The sequence below is a fragment of the Pandoraea commovens genome (assembly GCF_024704525.1).
GTDB classification, from domain to species: domain Bacteria; phylum Pseudomonadota; class Gammaproteobacteria; order Burkholderiales; family Burkholderiaceae; genus Pandoraea; species Pandoraea commovens.
In genome coordinates this window covers 1,766,824-1,785,121 of sequence record NZ_CP102780.1, presented here as the reverse complement: position 1 = coordinate 1,785,121, position 18,298 = coordinate 1,766,824, and the positions used below count along the sequence as shown (strand labels likewise).

16 protein-coding genes and 1 pseudogene are annotated in these 18,298 nt (G+C 63.2%); 12 read left to right on the top strand and 5 right to left on the bottom strand.

Features of this window, described 5'->3' with window-relative positions; genetic code table 11:
- Positions 1-40 precede the first annotated feature (40 nt).
- Positions 41-1,597, bottom strand: coding sequence for a hypothetical protein (locus NTU39_RS08520; RefSeq protein ID WP_150665711.1), 1,557 nt, complete (start codon positions 1,595-1,597; stop codon positions 41-43).
- Positions 1,598-1,960: 363 nt separating this feature from the next.
- Between NTU39_RS08520 and NTU39_RS08515 the strand changes: the two genes are divergently transcribed.
- On the top strand, positions 1,961-2,965 hold the full coding sequence (locus NTU39_RS08515; RefSeq protein ID WP_150665712.1) for a flagellar brake protein: 1,005 nt from the start codon (positions 1,961-1,963) through the stop codon (positions 2,963-2,965).
- Positions 2,965-3,759: an IclR family transcriptional regulator gene (locus NTU39_RS08510; protein WP_150665713.1), complete on the top strand. Its 795-nt coding sequence runs from the start codon at positions 2,965-2,967 to the stop codon at positions 3,757-3,759. Before NTU39_RS08515 ends, NTU39_RS08510 begins: the two co-directional genes overlap by 1 nt.
- A 93-nt stretch (positions 3,760-3,852) precedes the next feature.
- On the opposite strand, the gene dmpG is transcribed toward NTU39_RS08510, so the two are convergent.
- Both dmpG and NTU39_RS08500 read right to left on the bottom strand, forming a co-directional pair.
- Positions 3,853-4,872, bottom strand: coding sequence for a 4-hydroxy-2-oxovalerate aldolase (dmpG, locus tag NTU39_RS08505; protein WP_150665714.1), 1,020 nt, complete (start codon positions 4,870-4,872; stop codon positions 3,853-3,855).
- A gap of 34 nt (positions 4,873-4,906) precedes the next feature.
- Positions 4,907-5,893 (bottom strand): acetaldehyde dehydrogenase (acetylating), encoded by a 987-nt coding sequence (locus tag NTU39_RS08500; protein ID WP_170836280.1) that lies wholly within the window; start codon positions 5,891-5,893, stop codon positions 4,907-4,909.
- A 914-nt stretch (positions 5,894-6,807) separates the two neighbouring features.
- Between NTU39_RS08500 and pagP the strand changes: the two genes are divergently transcribed.
- Positions 6,808-7,374 carry a lipid IV(A) palmitoyltransferase PagP gene (pagP, locus tag NTU39_RS08495; protein ID WP_174984961.1) on the top strand — a complete coding sequence of 189 codons (567 nt, stop codon included), beginning with the start codon at positions 6,808-6,810 and terminating at the stop codon, positions 7,372-7,374.
- Here the strand turns inward: pagP and NTU39_RS08490 are convergent.
- On the bottom strand, positions 7,350-8,606 hold the full coding sequence (locus tag NTU39_RS08490) for a sugar MFS transporter (protein ID WP_257959659.1): 1,257 nt from the start codon (positions 8,604-8,606) through the stop codon (positions 7,350-7,352). The two genes, pagP and NTU39_RS08490, sit on opposite strands and share 25 nt — an antisense overlap.
- Before the next feature lie 427 nt (positions 8,607-9,033).
- Between NTU39_RS08490 and NTU39_RS08485 the strand changes: the two genes are divergently transcribed.
- The 6 genes from NTU39_RS08485 to NTU39_RS08460 all read left to right on the top strand — a co-directional run bounded on the left by NTU39_RS08485 (position 9,034) and on the right by NTU39_RS08460 (position 14,507).
- Positions 9,034-10,119: a hypothetical protein gene (locus NTU39_RS08485; protein ID WP_257959658.1), complete on the top strand. Its 1,086-nt coding sequence runs from the start codon at positions 9,034-9,036 to the stop codon at positions 10,117-10,119.
- Positions 10,120-10,465: 346 nt separating this feature from the next.
- On the top strand, positions 10,466-10,924 hold the full coding sequence (locus NTU39_RS08480) for an HU family DNA-binding protein (RefSeq protein WP_150577330.1): 459 nt from the start codon (positions 10,466-10,468) through the stop codon (positions 10,922-10,924).
- Between the two features lie 464 nt (positions 10,925-11,388).
- Entirely contained in the window at positions 11,389-12,186 is a 798-nt protein-coding gene (locus NTU39_RS08475) for a transporter substrate-binding domain-containing protein (RefSeq protein ID WP_150665872.1), read from the top strand.
- 327 nt (positions 12,187-12,513) lie between these two features.
- Complete coding sequence (locus NTU39_RS08470) at positions 12,514-13,119, top strand: PadR family transcriptional regulator (protein ID WP_246184690.1); 606 nt, start codon at positions 12,514-12,516, stop codon at positions 13,117-13,119.
- Positions 13,119-13,958, top strand: coding sequence for a siderophore-interacting protein (locus NTU39_RS08465; protein WP_150665719.1), 840 nt, complete (start codon positions 13,119-13,121; stop codon positions 13,956-13,958). The genes NTU39_RS08470 and NTU39_RS08465 overlap by 1 nt, the downstream gene beginning before the upstream one ends.
- Before the next feature lie 201 nt (positions 13,959-14,159).
- A complete protein-coding gene (locus NTU39_RS08460) occupies positions 14,160-14,507 on the top strand; it encodes a hypothetical protein (protein WP_257959657.1) in 348 nt (115 codons plus the stop codon).
- Positions 14,508-14,596: 89 nt separating this feature from the next.
- Here the strand turns inward: NTU39_RS08460 and NTU39_RS08455 are convergent, their stop codons facing one another.
- Positions 14,597-15,352 carry an SDR family oxidoreductase gene (locus tag NTU39_RS08455; RefSeq protein WP_257959656.1) on the bottom strand — a complete coding sequence of 252 codons (756 nt, stop codon included), beginning with the start codon at positions 15,350-15,352 and terminating at the stop codon, positions 14,597-14,599.
- Between the two features lie 504 nt (positions 15,353-15,856).
- Between NTU39_RS08455 and NTU39_RS27005 the strand changes: the two are divergent.
- From NTU39_RS27005 to NTU39_RS08440, 3 genes and pseudogenes are all read left to right on the top strand, one after another.
- A pseudogene (locus NTU39_RS27005) lies at positions 15,857-16,444 on the top strand (CDP-alcohol phosphatidyltransferase family protein); the annotation flags it as partial.
- Positions 16,424-17,266: a HalD/BesD family halogenase gene (locus NTU39_RS08445; protein ID WP_373275395.1), complete on the top strand. Its 843-nt coding sequence runs from the start codon at positions 16,424-16,426 to the stop codon at positions 17,264-17,266. The pseudogene NTU39_RS27005 and the gene NTU39_RS08445, both read left to right, overlap by 21 nt.
- Complete coding sequence (locus NTU39_RS08440) at positions 17,267-18,289, top strand: flippase-like domain-containing protein (RefSeq protein ID WP_150665722.1); 1,023 nt, start codon at positions 17,267-17,269, stop codon at positions 18,287-18,289. It begins immediately after the preceding gene.
- Positions 18,290-18,298 lie beyond the last annotated feature (9 nt).

Sequence of the window (18,298 nt, the reverse complement as noted above, 5' to 3'; positions counted from 1 at the left end):
ATGGCGATGGCATTGCGCGCATCGCCATCACGTCAAACGCTCAGAGCCATGTCGACTCCATGTCGACGCGTATCGCGCCCGCATGTGGCGACGCACTTGACCTCCGCTCCCTGACGGCCGTCTCCTCGTCGCCATGACACGGCGACGCACCCACGACCCGCTCCAGCAGCGCTGCGCTCCAATGCTGATACAGCAGCAACAAGCGATACGTAGCGCGCGCCGGTGTCGCAGCGACGCTTTCCCAGGCGTCGCCGGTCCAGCGTTGGCCCCACGGATTCTCCGCGGGACTCAGGCTCAGGTAGTTCAGGCCATCGACGCACGACGCATGGCACGGCACGTCGAACTCGCTGCACGCCACCGTGATCTGGCTGGCCGACAAGTCGCGCGCAGAGGCGAGTAAGCACTCGCATAAAGTCGGATGTGACGCAATCTTCGCCAGCAATGGCGTGTCGCAATGTCGGGCCAGTTGTGTCACGTGCGCGGCGCGGCGCTGTACCGTTGCCACATCGTCCGTTGCGACGTCTGCCAATCGGGTGGACAGCGCCTCCCAACGTTGCGTAAGCGTTTGCGTGTCGATCGTGAACGCTTCGTTACGTGCCCACGTGCCAAGCAGACTCGTCACCGCGCGGCAGGAGTCGAGCATCAGCCCGGCCACGCGCAGGATGCCGCGATACTCGTCGGTCGTGGACGATGACCCGGAGAACCATGATGGCACCCACAGCCCCAGTCGCGCGGGAGGCACCGCCGAGTTGGCGAATGTGAAGAGTGTTGCGACGTCGCGCGCACGCGTCAGGTTGCTCAGCGTGCCACGCCACGATGTCTGCGGCTTCGCCGGTAGCAGCACGCACGCTTCGAGCAAACGACAACCGGCATCCATGCGTTTGAGGATTTCGTCCACCGCGTGATGACGGATCAGCGTCGGCGAACCGAGCGACTGTGTGAGTACCCCCTTCACCCCTTCGAAGGCGAGCAACGACCAGTCGGCCCACGGTACGCCGAATGGCGTGTTGGCGGTCGTGATGCCGCGAGCGGTGGGCTGCGACGCCTCATCGTCGACATCTCGCTCCCGGTACAGGCACGCGGCAATCACGGCGAGCAACGACAGATTGCCCACGAGCGACATGGCATCACGTGCCGCACGAAAGTGCCATCCTCTGCGGCCGGTCGCGGCAACGGTGTCCAGCCAGGCGGTGATGTCCGCACCGATGCGCTCAATGCTCGCGTCAGCCCCATCTGAAACATCACCATCGTGAGTGGGCGCCAACATCGCATCGACCTGTTGCGTGCTCTGTGCGAGACGCGCGTCGCGTGCATGCGCCAGATCGAACTCCTTGCGATAGAAGTGCTGACACGGCCCGGAGCTCAGCCAGAGTCCAGCCCACGCGTGCGCAAACGCCTTTGACAGGTGAGGATCGACGCGACGCGTTGCGGCGTGCCCACTTACGTGTCCATGCATTTGCGCGTTCAGCCGTTCATGACGCGCCGCATTCGACGCCTGCGTGAGGCGCGTGCCGAAGTCGGCCCGTTCGGCACGACGGCACGCCGCCTCCTCGCGCATGCCCGCCGGCGCGATCCCCGCTTCGGCGCGCTCGCTCATTCCCCACCCCGGCCCCCAGCCGCTAGCCCTGGAACTCTGCTGGTACCACATCGCATCCCCCTGCCAGAACGTCGCCGGTCATCCCGGCAAACCGCCGACTATAGGCAGACGACAACGAACGCGCGGCGTCCTGTCGGGCGGATACGCGGGAAAGCCCCGGAATACCGGCGACGTCACGCGTCGTACGATGCCCTCCATCGGCACCCCAGCGAGCACCCACTTACGCAGTTTGTGCATGTCAGGCGGGACAAGCGAATCGCGTCCCCTCTCGCCAAGTGCCAATGCGTCGCGGTAGACTTTCGCCACACTGACGTCTGCGGTCGTCCCGGGCACTCCGGCGAGCGCCCACTTCGCTGAATCGATATGTCTACCAACACACCTGCTCAACCGTCCGTCGCTTCGACGTCGGTGCCTGTCTCGTCTTCCGTGCCTGCCTCGCCTGCTTCCGTGGCGCAGGGGCTCCCGCTTGTTGCGCTGACGCCCGACGAGATCCCGCTGGGCGAAGCCCTGCCCTGGGCCATCGTCGACCGCAATGGCGAGCCGCTGCTGGCCGAGGGCGATATCGTGCCGTCGCAAGCGGGCCGCGACTGGCTGTTCTCGTCGTTCGCGCCGCATCGCGTGGCCACGCTCGGGGAAGACGACGCGGCAGCCGTCGCGCCCACCGATGCGGCGCCAGTGACGCAAGCACCCACTGACAACGCGGCCACGGCCAGCGGTGCTACGTCGCCGCAGTACGGACTCGCCGACCTCAATCTGCGTCCCGGCGACTGGCTGCAAATTCAGTTGCCGCCCGGTGCCGGATCGCAGCGTGTGCGCACGCGCGTGATTGGCCATGCGCCGAATCAGATGCTGTTCGTCACGGCCCCCACGGGCCGCGCCGCCCCGCCGACGCTACAAGCCAGCGAGCGCCTCGAACTGTGGACTTTCTCCGGCGAAGACATCTATCACTTCGTTTGCACGGTCGAGCGCGTCGAGCGCACGCCGTTTGATTACGTGGTGTTGTCGGCACCGGCACAAATCCGTCGCAAGGTGCTGCGCCGCTCGCAACGCGTGCCCGCCAAACTGGTCGTCTCCGTGAGCGCTGCCGAAGCACGGCATCTGGCATTGCTTCAGGACGTGAGCGCCGAAGGCGTTTCGCTGCTCGCCGACACGCCGCTGGGCGCGCCCGGCGACAGCGTACAACTGGCGTTTCGCGTGCGCGTTGGCGACATCGATATGCCCATCGAAGCGACGGGAACGATTCGCGGCGTGCAACAGGGCGACGACGGTCATCTGCACGGTATCGAACTACCTGTACTCGAACCGTCGCATTACGTGGCGCTCAAGTGCTACGTGTACGAGCGCCTGCTGGCGCTCGGAGGTGCCTGATGGCCAAGCCGAAGGCACCGGAGGCCGAACGCCCTCGCACGCTCGCCAGTCAGACACTCTTTCGCGGCCTCGATATCGTGGAAGCGGTCGCCGCAGGCATCGACACCGTGCCCGCGCTCTCGGCGCACACCGGCATCACGCCGTCGACCACGCATCGCATTGCGTCGGCGCTGGTGCACGCGGGGTATTTGCGTTTCGAGCCACGTCGCGGTTATCGGCTCGGCAATAAGCTCATCGAACTGGGCTTTCTCGCCTATCGGCAGATCGACCTGCCGCGTGTTGCACGACCGACGCTTGAAGGACTCGCGAGCGAGACGCAAGACACGGTGCACCTCGCGGTCGCCGACGGCTGGGAAGTCATGTACCTCGACAAGCTGCCCGGCCAGCGCGCTGTAGAAATCAGCTCGCGCATCGGCGGACGCAAGCCGATTTGCGTCACGGGTGTCGGTAAGGCGTTGTTGCTCGATCAGGACGAGGCCGAGTGGCAGGCACAGCTTGAGCACTATCAATCGAAGGTGCCGTCGCATCCGATCGATACGGCGGCATGGCTCGCGCGCATGCACGACTATGCACGTCTGGGCTACGCCTTCGATCTCGAAGACGACACGCCGCAGATCCGCTGTGTCGCCGCCCCCGTCTATGACGCGAGCCAGCGCATCGTTGCGGCCATCAGCGTGTCGAGTACGACCAAGTACATGAGCCGCGAGCGCATGCAGGAACTCGTGCCCAGCGTGAAGAACGCTGCGGCGCAGATCAGCCGTCAGTTGGGCTGGTCGGGCAATACGCGAGGATAGGCGCAGGGGTAGGCGAAGGGATAGGCGCGGCCATAAAAAAACCGGCCCCGTCTGACGAGGGGCCGGCATTGGCACGGAGATGCCACGAACTATTTACGCAGCGCGTCGCTTGATCAAGTCGAGCGCAACGTCGACGATCATGTCCTCCTGACCGCCTACCATACGACGCTGGCCCAGTTCCACCAGAATGTCGACGGTCTTCAGGTCGTAACGCGACGCAGCGGCTTCTGCGTGGCGCAGGAAGCTCGAATACACGCCGGCGTAGCCGAGTGCCAGCGTCTCGCGATCCACGCGCACTGCGCGGTCCTGCAACGGACGCACGATATCGTCGGCTGCATCCATCAGCGTGTACAGATCGCAGCCGTGGTTCCAGCCCAGACGCGACGCCGCCGCGATGAACACTTCCAGCGGCGCATTCCCTGCCCCTGCACCCATGCCCGCCAGACTCGCGTCGATACGGTCGCAACCCTCTTCCACCGCAACGATGGAGTTCGCCACGCCGAGGCTCAGGTTGTGGTGCGCGTGCATGCCGGTCAGCGTTTCGGGCTTGAGCACGTCCTTGAACGCGCGGAAGCGATCGCGCACATCGTTCATGCCCAGCGCACCGCCCGAGTCCACCACGTAGATGCACTGCGCGCCGTACGACTCCATCAGCTTGGCCTGCTCGGCCAGATGCTGCGGCGTGGTCATGTGGCTCATCATCAGGAAGCCGACGGTGTCCATGCCCAGCTCGCGCGCATAGGCGATGTGCTGTCGGGAGACGTCAGCCTCCGTGCAGTGCGTGGCGATACGCACCACGCGCGCACCGGCGTCATAGGCTTCGCGCAGGTCGTGCACGGTGCCCACGCCCGGCAGCAACAGCGTCGCGACCTTGGCGTGCGTGACCGTCTCGGCCACGGCGGCAATCCATTCGAGATCGGTATGCGCGCCGAAGCCGTAGTTGAAGCTCGACCCGGCGAGGCCGTCGCCGTGGGCCACTTCGATGGAATCGACCTTGGCGCGGTCGAGCGCGGCGGCAATCGCCTTCACGTTGGCAATGCTGTACTGGTGACGAATCGCGTGGCTGCCATCGCGCAGCGTCACGTCGGAGATATAGAGCTTTTTCTGGGTCATGATGAGGTGTGTCTCCTGATAGCGCGTGCGACGTTCAGGCCGCGAGCGCCAGGCGGGTGGCGGCGATGCGATCGGCACAGGCCAGCGCGGCGCTGGTCATGATGTCGAGGTTGCCCGCGTAGGCCGGCAGGTAGTGCGCGGCGCCTTCCACTTCGAGGAATACCGAGGTCTTCAGACCCGTGAGCTTGCCCAGACCCGGCACGTTGAGCGGACGCGAGGCGTCGAATAGCTCGAACTGCACCTTCTGCTTGAGACGGTAGCCCGGCACGTAGGCGTGCACCTTGTCGACCATCGCCTGAATGCTGGCTTCGATGGCCGCCTGATCGCCCGGCTCCGACAGCACAAACACCGTGTCGCGCATGATGAGCGGCGGCTCGGCCGGATTCAACACGATGATCGCCTTGCCGCGCGACGCGCCGCCCAACACTTCAATCGCCTTGGACGTCGTTTCCGTGAACTCGTCGATATTGGCACGCGTGCCCGGCCCGGCTGACTTGCTGGAGATCGAAGCAACGATTTCCGCGTAGTGGACCTTCGCCACCTGCGAGATCGCCGCGACCATCGGGATCGTGGCCTGACCGCCGCACGTCACCATGTTGATGTTGCGGGCGTCGAGATGTGCGTCGAGGTTGATCGACGGAATCACGTACGGGCCAATCGCCGCCGGCGTCAGATCGATCACCTGCACGCCGCGCGCTTGCAGCAACTCGTTGTGATGCGCGTGCGCCTTCGCCGACGTCGCGTCGAATGCGATGCGGATGTCTTCGAAGCCGGGCATGGCCAGCAGCCCGTCGATGCCGCCTGCGGTCACGGGTACGCCGAGGCGCTCAGCACGCGCCAGGCCGTCCGACGCCGGGTCGATACCGACCATCGCGCCCATTTCCAGATGCTCGCTGTTGCGCATCACCTTGATCATCAGGTCGGTGCCGATATTGCCCGAGCCAATGATCGCTACTTTCTGTTTGCGTCGTTCCGTCACTGTCGTCTCCTGAACGTGTCCGTCCACCGGTATGAGCCGCATCGTAATTCCGCCCGAACTTAAATGTCAATATGTAAACATCAATCTCATATTTTGAGATTATCTAAATCGATGGCTTATCCACACTTTTTGTTCACAAGCCCGTTGATAACTTGCGGAAAAGCATCGCAAGTGACTGATCCAAAAGGGAAGATTTCCCGCGCGCGAAAGTTGTGCCACTTGCTGTAAAACGAGGCGTGGCGCGGGTTTCAGACGCACTTCGTTATCCACAGAATCTGTTTGCAAGCCAGTGGACAACTCGCGGATAGCTCGCTCAAGTGCTTGATCGGAAGGGAGAAAAATGTCGCGCGCAATTGCTGCGCCATGACGAGAGCACGCCGGGAAATTTCCCATGCCGAGTACGATGTCTTCGGGTCACACGCTTGCGTCGTCGCGTTATCCACAGAAAATGTTCACAACCCGGTGAATAACGCGTCGATATCCGCAGTATCTCGTTGACGTAAAAGGACTTCTTTGTCGCGCAGCAGGTTCGGTCAACACTTGCTCCCGCAACGGGCAGTCGTGTGAGATTGAATGAAAAAGTGTGAGAGGACGAACTTTCGCGTTTTCAGCCCGGTCTAGAGAACAGTTTCCAGGGAACACCGGATTCGCGCTCCGCGCTCCGGTTAAGCACGCGACTTCCAACTTAGATTCGCGGCCGCCCCAGACTCTCGCTCGACGCCGACGCTCGCGACCGGCACGTTTTTTCGCAACACGCTCACTCAACCATGACTACGACCCCCCAAGTCACCGGGCGGCTCGCGCCATCGATTTCACTCGCACCGCTTGCCCCACTTCCCCGGACGTTTCACCGCCGCGCACTCAGCCTGAGTTCGCGTCTTCGATCACTGCTTGGTTCGCCCGGCTCGCAGCCGTCGCATGCGTCGCAGGCGTCTCGTTGTGCCCGCGTCTTTTCGATGACGTCGCTCAGCATCGCCTGCGCCGTTACGTCGTTCACACCGCTTGTCGCGCATGCCGATGATTCCCCCGGCGTCGTCTCGACGTGGACGGGCGCCATTGCCGATGAGTTTCGGGAAATCGCCACCGAGGGGGCGAGCGAGCTTTACGTGCCGCTGCACACCCATCATCTGCGGTTCGCGTACACGAGCGAAAAGATCGCGCAGTACAACGAGAACCCGTGGGGTCTGGGCTACGGACGCGTACTCTCCGACGGCAAGAACGGCTCGCGCATGCTGTATGCGATGGCCTTCAAGGACTCGCACAACGACTGGTCGCCGATGGCAGGCTATGGCCGGATCTGGAACGTCGCGAACGCGGGGCCTGTGCGATTCGGTCTGGGCTACACCGTCTTCCTGATGTCGCGCTCCGACACGCTCGGCGGCGTCCCCTTCCCGGCTGCGCTGCCGTTGGCCGAAGTGGGCATCGGACGCGCCGCCGTCGCCACCGCCTACGTTCCCGGCGGTAAGGGCAACGGCAACGTGCTGTTCATTTTCGGACGCTACACGTTCGGCAAGCCAGGCTGATTTTCAGTCGCCTCATCTCCCGATGCGTCCATCTCCGGCATGGTGCGTGCGCACCATGCCCCGAAGCCTGCGATGTAGCAGTACGCCAGCGCAGGCACCAGAAACGACAGCACGATCCCAATGCCATCGGCCAGCGCTCCTTGCAGATAAGGCAGGATCGCGCCGCCCACAATGGCCATACAAATCAGGCCACCGCCTTCGCTCACACGCGCGCCAAGCCCGCCAACCGATAACGAGAAGATCGTCGGGAACATGATGGCGTTGCCCAGACCGCATGCCAGCAGCAACCACATGGCAATCGCGCCGGGCAACGTCAGCGACGCGAGGATCAACATCAGGTTGTAGAGCGCGCACAGACCGAGCAGCTTGCCCGGCGACACCTTGCGCAGCAGCCACGCACCTGCGAAGCGGCCCACCATCGCCCCGCCCCAATAGAAAGCCAGATAGCGGCTCGCATGCGCGTGATCGTCGATGCCCGTGCCCGTGTGCGTCAGATAGACGATCAGAAAACTTCCGATACTCACTTCCGCGCCGACATAAAGAAATAGCGCCACGATGCCGTAACGCAAAGGACGGTGCGATAACAGGCTGCGAACGTTACCGAGCAAACCGGGCGATGCCGCGGTGTCCGCGCGCTGCTCCGGCAACGTCAGACGCCACAGCACAACGCCGCCGAGCGCCAGCACTGTCGCGAGCAAGCCATACGGGCCGCGTACGCTGTCTACCGCGTGACCGGTCATCCCGGAAGCCTGTGGCGCGAGTATCCAGAGCGCCGCAAGCGGGGGGCCGACGGTCGTACCGAGCGAGTTGAACGCCTGTACCAGTGTGAGACGGCTGGCCGCTTCGCCACGCGAGCCGAGTGTCTCGACGTAGGCGTTCACGGCGACCTGAAGCAACGTGATGCCGCTCGCGAGCACGAAGAGCGCCGCGAGAAAGCACGGGTAAGAGACGAGCGCCGTCGCCGGGAAAAACAGGGCGCAGCCGAGGCCCGCCAGCCAGAGCGACGTAGCCAATGCGCGCCGGTAGCCCACGCGGGCGGTGTATTGCCCTGCCGGGTAAGACACCACGAAGTACGCAGCAAAGAAGCTCGATTGGATGAGCGCCGCATCGCGGTACGTCAGATCGAAGGCCGCCTTGAAATGCGGCACCAGAATATCGTTCAGCGACGTAATGAGCCCCATTGCGAAGAAGAGCGCTGCGAGCATCGCGAGCACACGATTCGCGGAAGGCATGGGGGACGCAGAGGAAGAAACAGAGAAAGCAGAACCGGAAGTAGGTGAAGACGTGCAGGGAGCGGGAACGGAAGCAGACTCAGAGGCGGGCTCAGAAGCGGACTCAGAAGCGGGCTCAGAAGCGTGAGCGGAATCGCCGGGGTCGCGCGTGCGGTCGACAGGCATGCAGGGTCTCCAGTGGACAACGGCAGAGCACGTTGAAAACGCCATGAAGGGGGCCGGTCTGCGCAGTGTAGACCGCACTATCGATGCCGCGATACGAGAGGAATCCGAATTTTGCGTGACGCCACAATGTTGCGCGGCCCCTCGTCATCCGTCGAACAGGGCCATTTCTTCCTTGTTTTTCGCCGCTTTCGGCTATTGTCAGCCGACGTCTTTTGATTGACTATCCGCAGCATAGGATATGCCGCGACATTGGGGAAACAACATGCGGGGTTTCAAGTTTTTGGGATTAGCGACGGGTTGGCTCGTTGCGGGCGCACTCGGCGCGGCCGGTCACGCTCAGGCACAGACCGCTGGCACCGCGCGTGCGCCGGTCGCCGCGTGTAACTGCGCGCAGATCATCGCCGACTGTTCGGCGTCGGTATCGGTACTTCCGACACGTGCCCTCAACGGCGTGTTTTCCGCCGACGTCACGCTGATGACGGATGCCCCCTCCTGCGCCAAGGTCGATTACCAGCTCGACGACACGCCTTACGTCACGATCCTGCGTGACGGCACGCAAGGAAGTCAGCGTCTGTACGGCACGCGTCCGCTGACCCGCAACAGTCTTTCGCACATGTCGTGCCACGTGTGTGCGGCCGCCGCAGCGCCCGTGCCGAACGACGGCCTGAGCGCCGACATGGCACGCGTCGACGGTGCATCGGGCACCTTCAGTGTTGCGCCCGCGCCAGCCGCCCCGGCAACTTCGGCCCCCGCAGCATCGGCAGTGAGCACCTATGCGCCGCCGGCGACCGCAGCGCAAAACGCGAGCATCGCGGCGACGGCACCGAAGGACACGCCGCTGCCGAGCACCATCGGCGACACCGCAGGACTGAACGCCGTGAACGCTGGAGGCACGTCCGAATCTCCGGAAGTCGCCCGCGATGTGGCAGCGATCAACGCCCCCGCACCTGCGGGCACGACGCTCGTGACGCCACCCATTCCACCAATGTCGCCAGGCACCGCCATCGTGCAAACCAGTGCACCAGCGCCGTTGCGCCTGGTAAATCCCTCGGGACGCTGGCGCGGTCTGTGCACGAACGCGCCGCCGTGGTGGGGACTTTTCGGCAAGCCGATGACGCGACTGATGGCGCTTGCACTTAACGGTTCGCAAGTGACCGGCAGCGTCGACGACGTCGAACCCAATGTTCACACCACGGTGCAGGGCACGCTCGCGGGCGATCGTCTTCAACTCGCAGGCAGTTACGGCGCGAAGCACGACATCACTTTCGGCCCCGACGGCAACACACTCACCGACGCCTGGTGCAACGACGACGGACGTTGCGAGACCTGCGAAATGCAGCGTTTCTGAGGGTTTCGGGACGATTGAGACTTCGCGCGAAGCGGCGTTTGCATCGAATCGCCCGGCAGACGCCGCGCAAAAATCACGTAAAAATTCGCGTCGAAAAATGCGCTGAAAGACGGGTGAAAACCGGACAACCGATTCGCCGTCGCGAGAAGAAATTCCCGGCACGTGAAAGCAGCGAATCGAAAAGTCGCGATTTTCGCCGCTCAGCCTTGTGCGGCAAGCGCGCAACATAATGCGCGCACTACTCGCACAAAGCGATTTCTTAGGTAGAATCGTCGGCGCAGCAAGACGTATCATTCGGGTGGCCGTTCTCCGACGGCACTTTCTTATTCTCATCGATTGGATCGATATGGCAACGGCAAAGAAAGCAGCAGCAAAGAAGGCCCCTGTGGCGAAGAAAGCTGCTCCGGTAGCAAAGAAGGCTCCGGCAGCGAAAAAGGCAGCAGCACCGAAGGCAGCCCCGAAGGCTGCTCCGAAGGCAGCCGCTAAGGTTTCGCCGATCAAGGAAGCACTCAACAAGACCCAGCTCGCAGCACACATCGCCGAAACCTCGGCTGTCGCCGTCAAGGACGTCAAGGCTGTGCTCGCCGCTCTCGAAACCACGATCGTCAGCGCTCTGCACAAGAAGGGCGCAGGCGAATTCACGCTGCACGGCCTGTTCAAGGTCACGTCGCAACAAATCGCTGCCAAGGCGAAGCGTTTCGGCAAGGACCCGTTCACGGGTGAAGAGCGTTGGTTCCCGGCAAAGCCGGCTTCGGTGCGCGTGAAGGTTCGCCCGCTGAAGAAGGTGAAGGACGCCGCTCAGTAAATCTTGCCATCGCGTTGCCATGAGCTTCACGGCCGCGCGAATCGACAGGATCTGACAGTAGTCCCGGAAGACGGTGCCGATACTTCGGCACCGTTTTTTTTCACCCCGACGACTGACTTCGTCATCCTCAACAATGCGCGCGGCATGCCTCGGCCCTCTCGCACGAAGGGTTTTCTCTGGGGTTTTTGCTGAGTGGACGCATCCGGAACCGACCGCTAACATCGCTCGGGACACGACGCGTCGCGACATGGCACGGCACTGCACGCCCCTCGCTCGCTGACAACGTCTTCGCGAACTCAGGAGATCCGTTTATGACCCGCAAGTTTTCGCGTCACCCGACAAGTCCCAGGCCGTCGGTATCGCGTTCATCGCATCCGGCCGATCACCCGAATTCTTACAATGCTCCCGACTCTCCGGGTGTAACGTCGCGCCGCAATTTCCTCACCACACTCGGCGTTGCTGCAATGCCTGCCGGTTTTGTCGGCTCGCTGGGCGGCACGCTCGGCAGTCTGCTCACGGGCACCGCCTCGTTTTTCGTGACACCTGCGCACGCGCAAACCGTGGCCGACATCAAGAAGAAAGGCTCGATCAACGTCGGCATGCTGATCGACTTTCCGCCTTATGGCACGACCAACGCGCAGGCGCAGCCCGATGGCTACGACGCCGACGTCGCCAAGTTGCTCGCCCACGATCTCGGCGTGAAGGTGAACATCGTGCCGGTGACCGGGCCCAACCGGATTCCGTATCTGCTCTCGGGAAAAGTGGACGTGCTCGTCGCATCGCTCGCGATCACGCCCGAGCGCGCCAAACAGGTGCAGTTCTCGAAGCCGTACGCGGCCGCGACGATCCTGCTGCTGGGCAAGAAAGGCACGTCGATCAAGTCCGCCGCCGATTTGAAAGGGCTGCGAGTGAGCGTGGCGCGCGCGAGTACGCAAGACACTGCCGTCACGAAGACAGCGCCGCCGGGCACCGAGATCCGTCGCTTCGACGATGACGCTGCTGCCATGCAAGCCCTGCTCTCCGGTCAGGTCGATGCCATCGGCTGTTCGGTGACGGTCGCAAACGTTATCAATACGCGTGCGCCGGACCAGTTCGAGCCGAAGTTTAATTTGCTGCAACAGGCGATGGGCATCGCACTGCGTCCGAATCAGCCGGAACTGCTCGCCAGCGTCAACGACTTCGTCACGCGCAACACCGCCAACGGCGAACTGAACAAGCTCTATCGAAAGTGGCTTCAGACGGATCTGCCGCCCTTGCAGTAAGTCCCCCTCCGCACACTCCACCGCCACTGCTTTCATCGCCCATCGTCCGGGATCTCCCCGGCGACGGGCGATGCGCCTCCGCCGCCCGCCCCCACTATCGAAATAGGTATTTCGATATAGTTTTCGGACAGTGCCGTCTTGCAACGCACTGACGAAAAACCTCCAGAACCATTACTCCACAAGGCTTTCGAGCATTCACCAGCCCATCTCCGCAAAAATAGTTTTGCTTTAGATGCAATTTAGATATATCGTAAACATGTCTTAACTACATCGATAAGGAGTCGCACCATGCGTGGATCACGTGGCGATTTCATGGGCCGAGGCCCAATGGACCTGGACAGAATGGATTTTGGCGACGAACGACGCGGTGGGCGTCATGGACGGCGCGGCGGTGGTGACGGATTTGGCGGTCGCGAGGGCGAAGGTCGTGGCGAGCGCTCGGAGCGCGGCGGTCGTGGGGGGCGTGGCGGTGGTCGTCTCTTCAGCCACGGCGGTCTGCGTCTCGTGCTGCTACACCTGATTTCGCAGCAACCGCGTCACGGCTACGAGCTGATCAAAGCCATCGAAGAAAGCGTGAACGGCACCTACAGCCCGAGCGCTGGCGTGGTCTACCCGACGCTCACGCTGCTCGAGGAAATGGGCTACATCCGGGTGCAGGAAAACACCGGCGACAGTCAGCGCAAGTCATATGAGATCACCGACACCGGCCGCGAATATCTGGCCGAGAACGAGGACTCCGTCACCGAACTGCTGGCACGCCTGGCCACCCGTCGCGAGCGCTCTGAGGACATGCCCCCGCAAGTCATGCGCGCGCTGCACAACTTCAAATATGCCGTGCATTTGCGTCTGGGCGCCGAGCCGCTCACGACCGAGCAGGCCAACGCGTTTGCCGCGATTCTCGACGCGGCTGCACAACAACTGGAGCGACTCTGATGCAAGACAACGCTGCACCGAACGTCACCCTTGATCGCACGCCGCAGCGCGTGCGCCATGAACTCCGATTCCGTCTGCTGGAAGTGCGCAGCGTAGAAGCACTCACGCCGCACATGGTGCGCGTGACGCTCGGTGGCGACGATCTGGAAGGCTTCAACAGCCCCGGCTTCGACGATCACGTCAAACTATTCTTCCCGAACCCGGAAACCGGCGAACTGGCCGTGCCGCAGATCGGCCCCGAAGGCATGGCGAAGCCCGCGCCGGGCGACGCCCCGCGTCTCATGCGCGATTACACGCCGCGTCAGTACGACGCAGCGTCGAAAACGCTCGTGATCGATTTTGCGATGCACGAATCGGGCCCGGCCACGCAATGGGCGCGCTCCGCCAAACCGGGCGACAAGCTCGGTGTCGGCGGCCCGCGTGGCTCGTTCGTCATTCCGATGAACTTCGACGGTTACGTGCTGATTGGCGACGACACGGCGCTGCCCGCGATCTCGCGGCGTCTGGCCGAGTTGCCCGCTGGCGCTATGGTTTTCGTCTTCGCGGAAATCGACGGCCCGGCCGACCGCCTGCGCTTCACGAGCGAAGCCGACGTGGTCGTGGAATGGATCTATCGCGAGGGTGCCGCTGCCGGTCAGAGCACGGCACTGATCGACGCCCTTGAGGTCGCCAGCCTGCCCCCAGGCGATCTGCATGTGTGGGTGGCGGCCGAAGCAGGCGTGGCGAAAGCGGTACGCCGTCATCTGGTCGAAGCGCGCGGGCTCAACCCGAAATGGGTGAAGGCAGCGGCCTACTGGCGGCGCGGCGACGCGGCCGTCCACGAAAATCTGGACGACTGAGATCGCGCCGGTTGCGCGGCCCTAAGCCCACATGACAAACGTTAGTTGCGTAGCTCTGTTCGTCCCTTTGGAGAAATTCCCTGCCGTCTTTCGGAATTGCCTGATAGAAATGCCGGGAACAAATTCCGACTATGAAAACGCGCCCGGGGATGTCGAATGTCGGCACCCGGAGGGCGGTTCACCCATAGGGGGTACGACGACATGGAGCAACGCAAACGACACGACGGTTTCGAACGTTGGGCGGCGGGCGCGACGGCGCGTCAGGCCGGACGGGACGACGCCCGCTGGCGTGTCTTTCGCGCGCCGGAGCAGGCGGACTTTCACGGGTTCATCGTCTGGTGCTACACGCAGGGCGTGTTTCTCGGGCAGGAATTCGACCGGCGCACCGATACCGTCACGCACTGCTATGTGCGCAATGGCGCGTGGGCCGTGCAGTTCGATTCGTTCAGCGAAGCCTGCGAGCGCGCCTTCGACATTCACGCGCCCACGCTGATTCTCTATGCGCCTGAGCGCAACGGCAGCGTCTTCATCACCAGTACGGAGCAATAGCCTGCCCCCGGCGTAATCGGCGTAATGCATCGTGCGCATCGCGCGCCGAAACGACACCGGCCAGCTGAATCGCTGACCGGTGTTTTTTTTTAAGCGTAGTTGCGGATGTCGTCGATTTCCGTCTGACCGAAGTCGTCGCGCTCGGTCAGCGCCAGAATGCGACGGGCGACGTCTTCCGGCGACGACAGCTTGCCGCTCACCTTGAGATCCTGAAAACGTGCCAACGCCGGGAAGCTTTCGATGCTGCTGCTGCGAATCGTCTCCTGCATACCGGTGTCGACCACACCCGGCGCCAGCGAAATCGCCTGGACGCCGTGCTCGCGATGCTCGGCATTGACCACGCGCGTATACATATCTAGCGCGGCCTTCGTCGAACAGTAGACGGCCCACCCGGCATTCGGATTGCGGCCCGCGCCCGACGAGATGTTCACGATCTGGCGCTTAGCCGTCAGCCCTTGCGTGGTCGCGAGAAAGCGCGACGTCAGCAACATGACCGACGTCACGTTCAGCGCGAACGCCGCGCCGATGGCCGCCGGATCGTTCAGCGCCGCCGAGTTGGCGACGGGGTGCACCGTACCGGCGTTATTAATTAGCAGATACCGTCCGGCGTCGCGCGGCAGCGAGGCGAAGACGCGCTCGGCCGTCTGGGCGGCAGCGGTGGTGTCGGCGAGATCGACGGCGATCTGTTCGAGCTTGACGCCCTTTTCGCTGGCCAGCGCGGCGAGTTCGTCGTCCGTGCGACGTGCCAGCGTCACAAGTTGGGTGCCGGGCGCGAGCAAACCGCGCGCAAGCGACGCGCCGAGACCACGGGAAGCACCGGTAAGAATGGCAATCGTTTGGGACATTGGGAGAAGTGCGGTCGGAAGACACCGCAAAAAAAGCGACGGGATTGCCATTATCCGCGTATCGCCTGAATGCCGCTATACCGACCAAAAGTCGTTTTTCAAGGCAAAACGGTCGGGATTACGGCGATCCGGCGCAATCTGGTGCGTCAAATAGACGCCGGGTGGCTCTAAAGCGAAATAGAGTATTGCGGAATATAATCGCGAACTCGGAACGCCTATCGCCTAACGTAGTAATTAGGGGTATTTGCAGACCCTTCGGAACACTCAGCCCGCAGTGCAGCGCAACGGTTATCGCGCGTCAATGCCCTGAATCGCCAAGGTTGTCGCGGTAAGTACAGGTGTTTTAAGTGCACTGCACATTACCGCTTTATGGGTATATATTCCCCCCTCATGGAAACGATACCGAAAATCATTTCGGCGCCTGCTGCTGCGTCGGCCACAAGTAAAACCGCACGTCCCGTGCCGCCGCGCCCGCGTCAATACGACGCCCGCCTCGCACGCTGGATGGTCACGCCGCTCGCGGATACAGCCGTGACGCCGAATCACCTCACGACGGTTCGCCTGATCGTGGGGCTCGCTTGTGCCTGGGCGTTCGCCAAGGGCGGCTATGCGATGGCCAATCTCGGCGCACTGCTGCTTGTGCTCTCGAACTTCATCGACCACACGGATGGTGAGCTTGCCCGTATCAGCGGCAAGACGAGCCGGATCGGTCACTTTTACGACCTCGCTTCGGACGCTTTCGTCACGGTGCTGTTGTTCGGTGGCATCGGCATGGGTGTCGACGCGATGGCCCCGGGTCACTTCCCGCTGCCCGTCCCGCTGTCGGCCTCTGCGCTCGGCTGGATCGCTGGCTTCGCCGTCGCCCTGATCTTCTTCCTGCGCATGCGCATTGAGGAGCGTGTGGGCAAGGCGGGGACCAAGCAGGCCTCCGTCGGAGGCTTCGAAACCGAAGACGTGCTGTATCTGATGCCACTCGTCACGCTGTTCGATGGCACGCGCGGCTTCCTGATCGCCGCCGCCATCGGCGCACCGCTCTTCGCACTGCTGGTCGTGGCCGATTACGTGCGCGTGATGCGCCGTCCGCTGCCGGTGAAGGCTGACGAATCAGTCAACGCAGCAGCCGCCCCGGCCGCACCGATGGCACCGGTCGCACCGGTCGCACCGATGGCGCCCGCCGCGTTTGCCGCAGACGCCGAGATCGAACGCGCCCTCGATGCCGTGGACTTCGACGGCGTCACGCGTGAGTTCAAGTCGCAGGACGCCTTCGTCTATATGGAGAAGTTCCTGCCGCAGTCGGTCACGGAGCAGTTGATCGCCGCCGCGCGCACCGTCACGCCGAGCGTGAACCGTAACTATCTGCCCGGTCACAAGCAGGGGGGCAGCGTGAGCCGTCATACGCTCGACGAGCTGGCCCCGTTCGTGGCCGAGCTGTACCGCTCGCCTGCGCTGATCGGTTTCCTTGAGCGTCTGGCCGGTGAGAAGCTGCTGCCGTCGCCGCAGGAAGATCCGCATGCGTATGCGCTGTATTACTACACGCGTCCGGGCGACCACATCGGCTGGCACTATGACACCTCGTACTACAAGGGGCGCCGCTACACGCTGCTGCTCGGCGTGGTCGACCAATCGAGCTGCAAGCTCGAATACCGGCTGCACACGCGTAATCCCGGCGCGACGCAAGTCGACGGCGCTGTGGCGTATCCGCCGGGCGCGCTGGTGTTCTTCGACGGGGACAAGCTGCATCACCGGATCACGCCGCTCGGCGATAACGAGGAGCGCATTTCGCTCACGTTCGAGTATGTGACCGACCCGCGCATGGGCACCTGGCAGCGCTTCATCTCCAATATGAAGGACGCTGTTGCCTACTTCGGTTTCCGGCAAGTGTTTCGTCAGATTTTTGGACGGACGAAACGCTAAATGAACCGGACCGCCATCGTCTCACTCACCCTCGGTTTCGCCCTTTTCGTCGCCCTGCTGATCTGGCAGGGTACGGGATCGGTGATGTCCACGCTGGGCGCCGCCGGTTGGGGCCTGCTGCCCATCGCCGCCTTCCACCTCGTGCCGCTGGTGCTCGACGCCGCCGCCATTCAGGTGCTGGTGTCGAAGTCGTGCACGCTCGGCCGCGCCACGCTCACGCGCTGGGTTGGCGAATCGGTGAACAGCCTGCTGCCCGCCGGGCAGATCGGTGGCCCGATCGCGATGGTGCGTCAAATGAAACAACGCGGCATGGCCGGTCGCGAAGCGGCCGCCGCCATTACCGTCAGCACCACGCTGCAAGCCGTGGCGCAAATCGTGTTCGCCCTGCTGGGACTGGCCGTGTTCGGCATCAGCGCGACGCAGGGCACCAGCGACAGCCTATGGCTGCCGATGTTGCTCGCCACGGCGCTCGTCTCCGCCCTCCTCTACGCGTTCTATGTCGCGCAGCGTCGTGGCATCTTCGGCTGGGCGTTCCGCATGCTCTCGAAGATGTCGTCCAAGCGCGACTGGTCGTCGTTGCTCGACCGTGCGGATGCCGTCGACGAAATCGTGCAGCGCATGTACGGCCATCGCCGTCAGGTGCTCGCCAGTTTTCTGCTCAGCCTCGTGGGCTGGATCGTCGGCACCGTCGAAGTCTGGCTGATCCTGCAATTCATCGGGCATCCGGTGAGTTGGGTCGACGCGCTGTTGCTTGAAAGTCTCGGGCAGGCGATTCGCGGTGCTGCCTTCTTCGTGCCGGGTTCGCTCGGCGTGCAGGAAGGCGGTTACCTGCTGCTCGCCCCGCTCGTGGGTCTGCCGGCCGACGCCGCGCTGGCCCTGTCGCTGGCCAAACGGACGCGCGAGCTACTGCTCGGCGTACCGGGCCTCGTCTATCTGCATTTCTCCGAACGTGGCTGGCGCCGTCAGCGCGCTGCGCAACAAAGCGTGCCGCTGCCCACTGCCACGGATACTGCACCGCTCTAAAGAAGGATA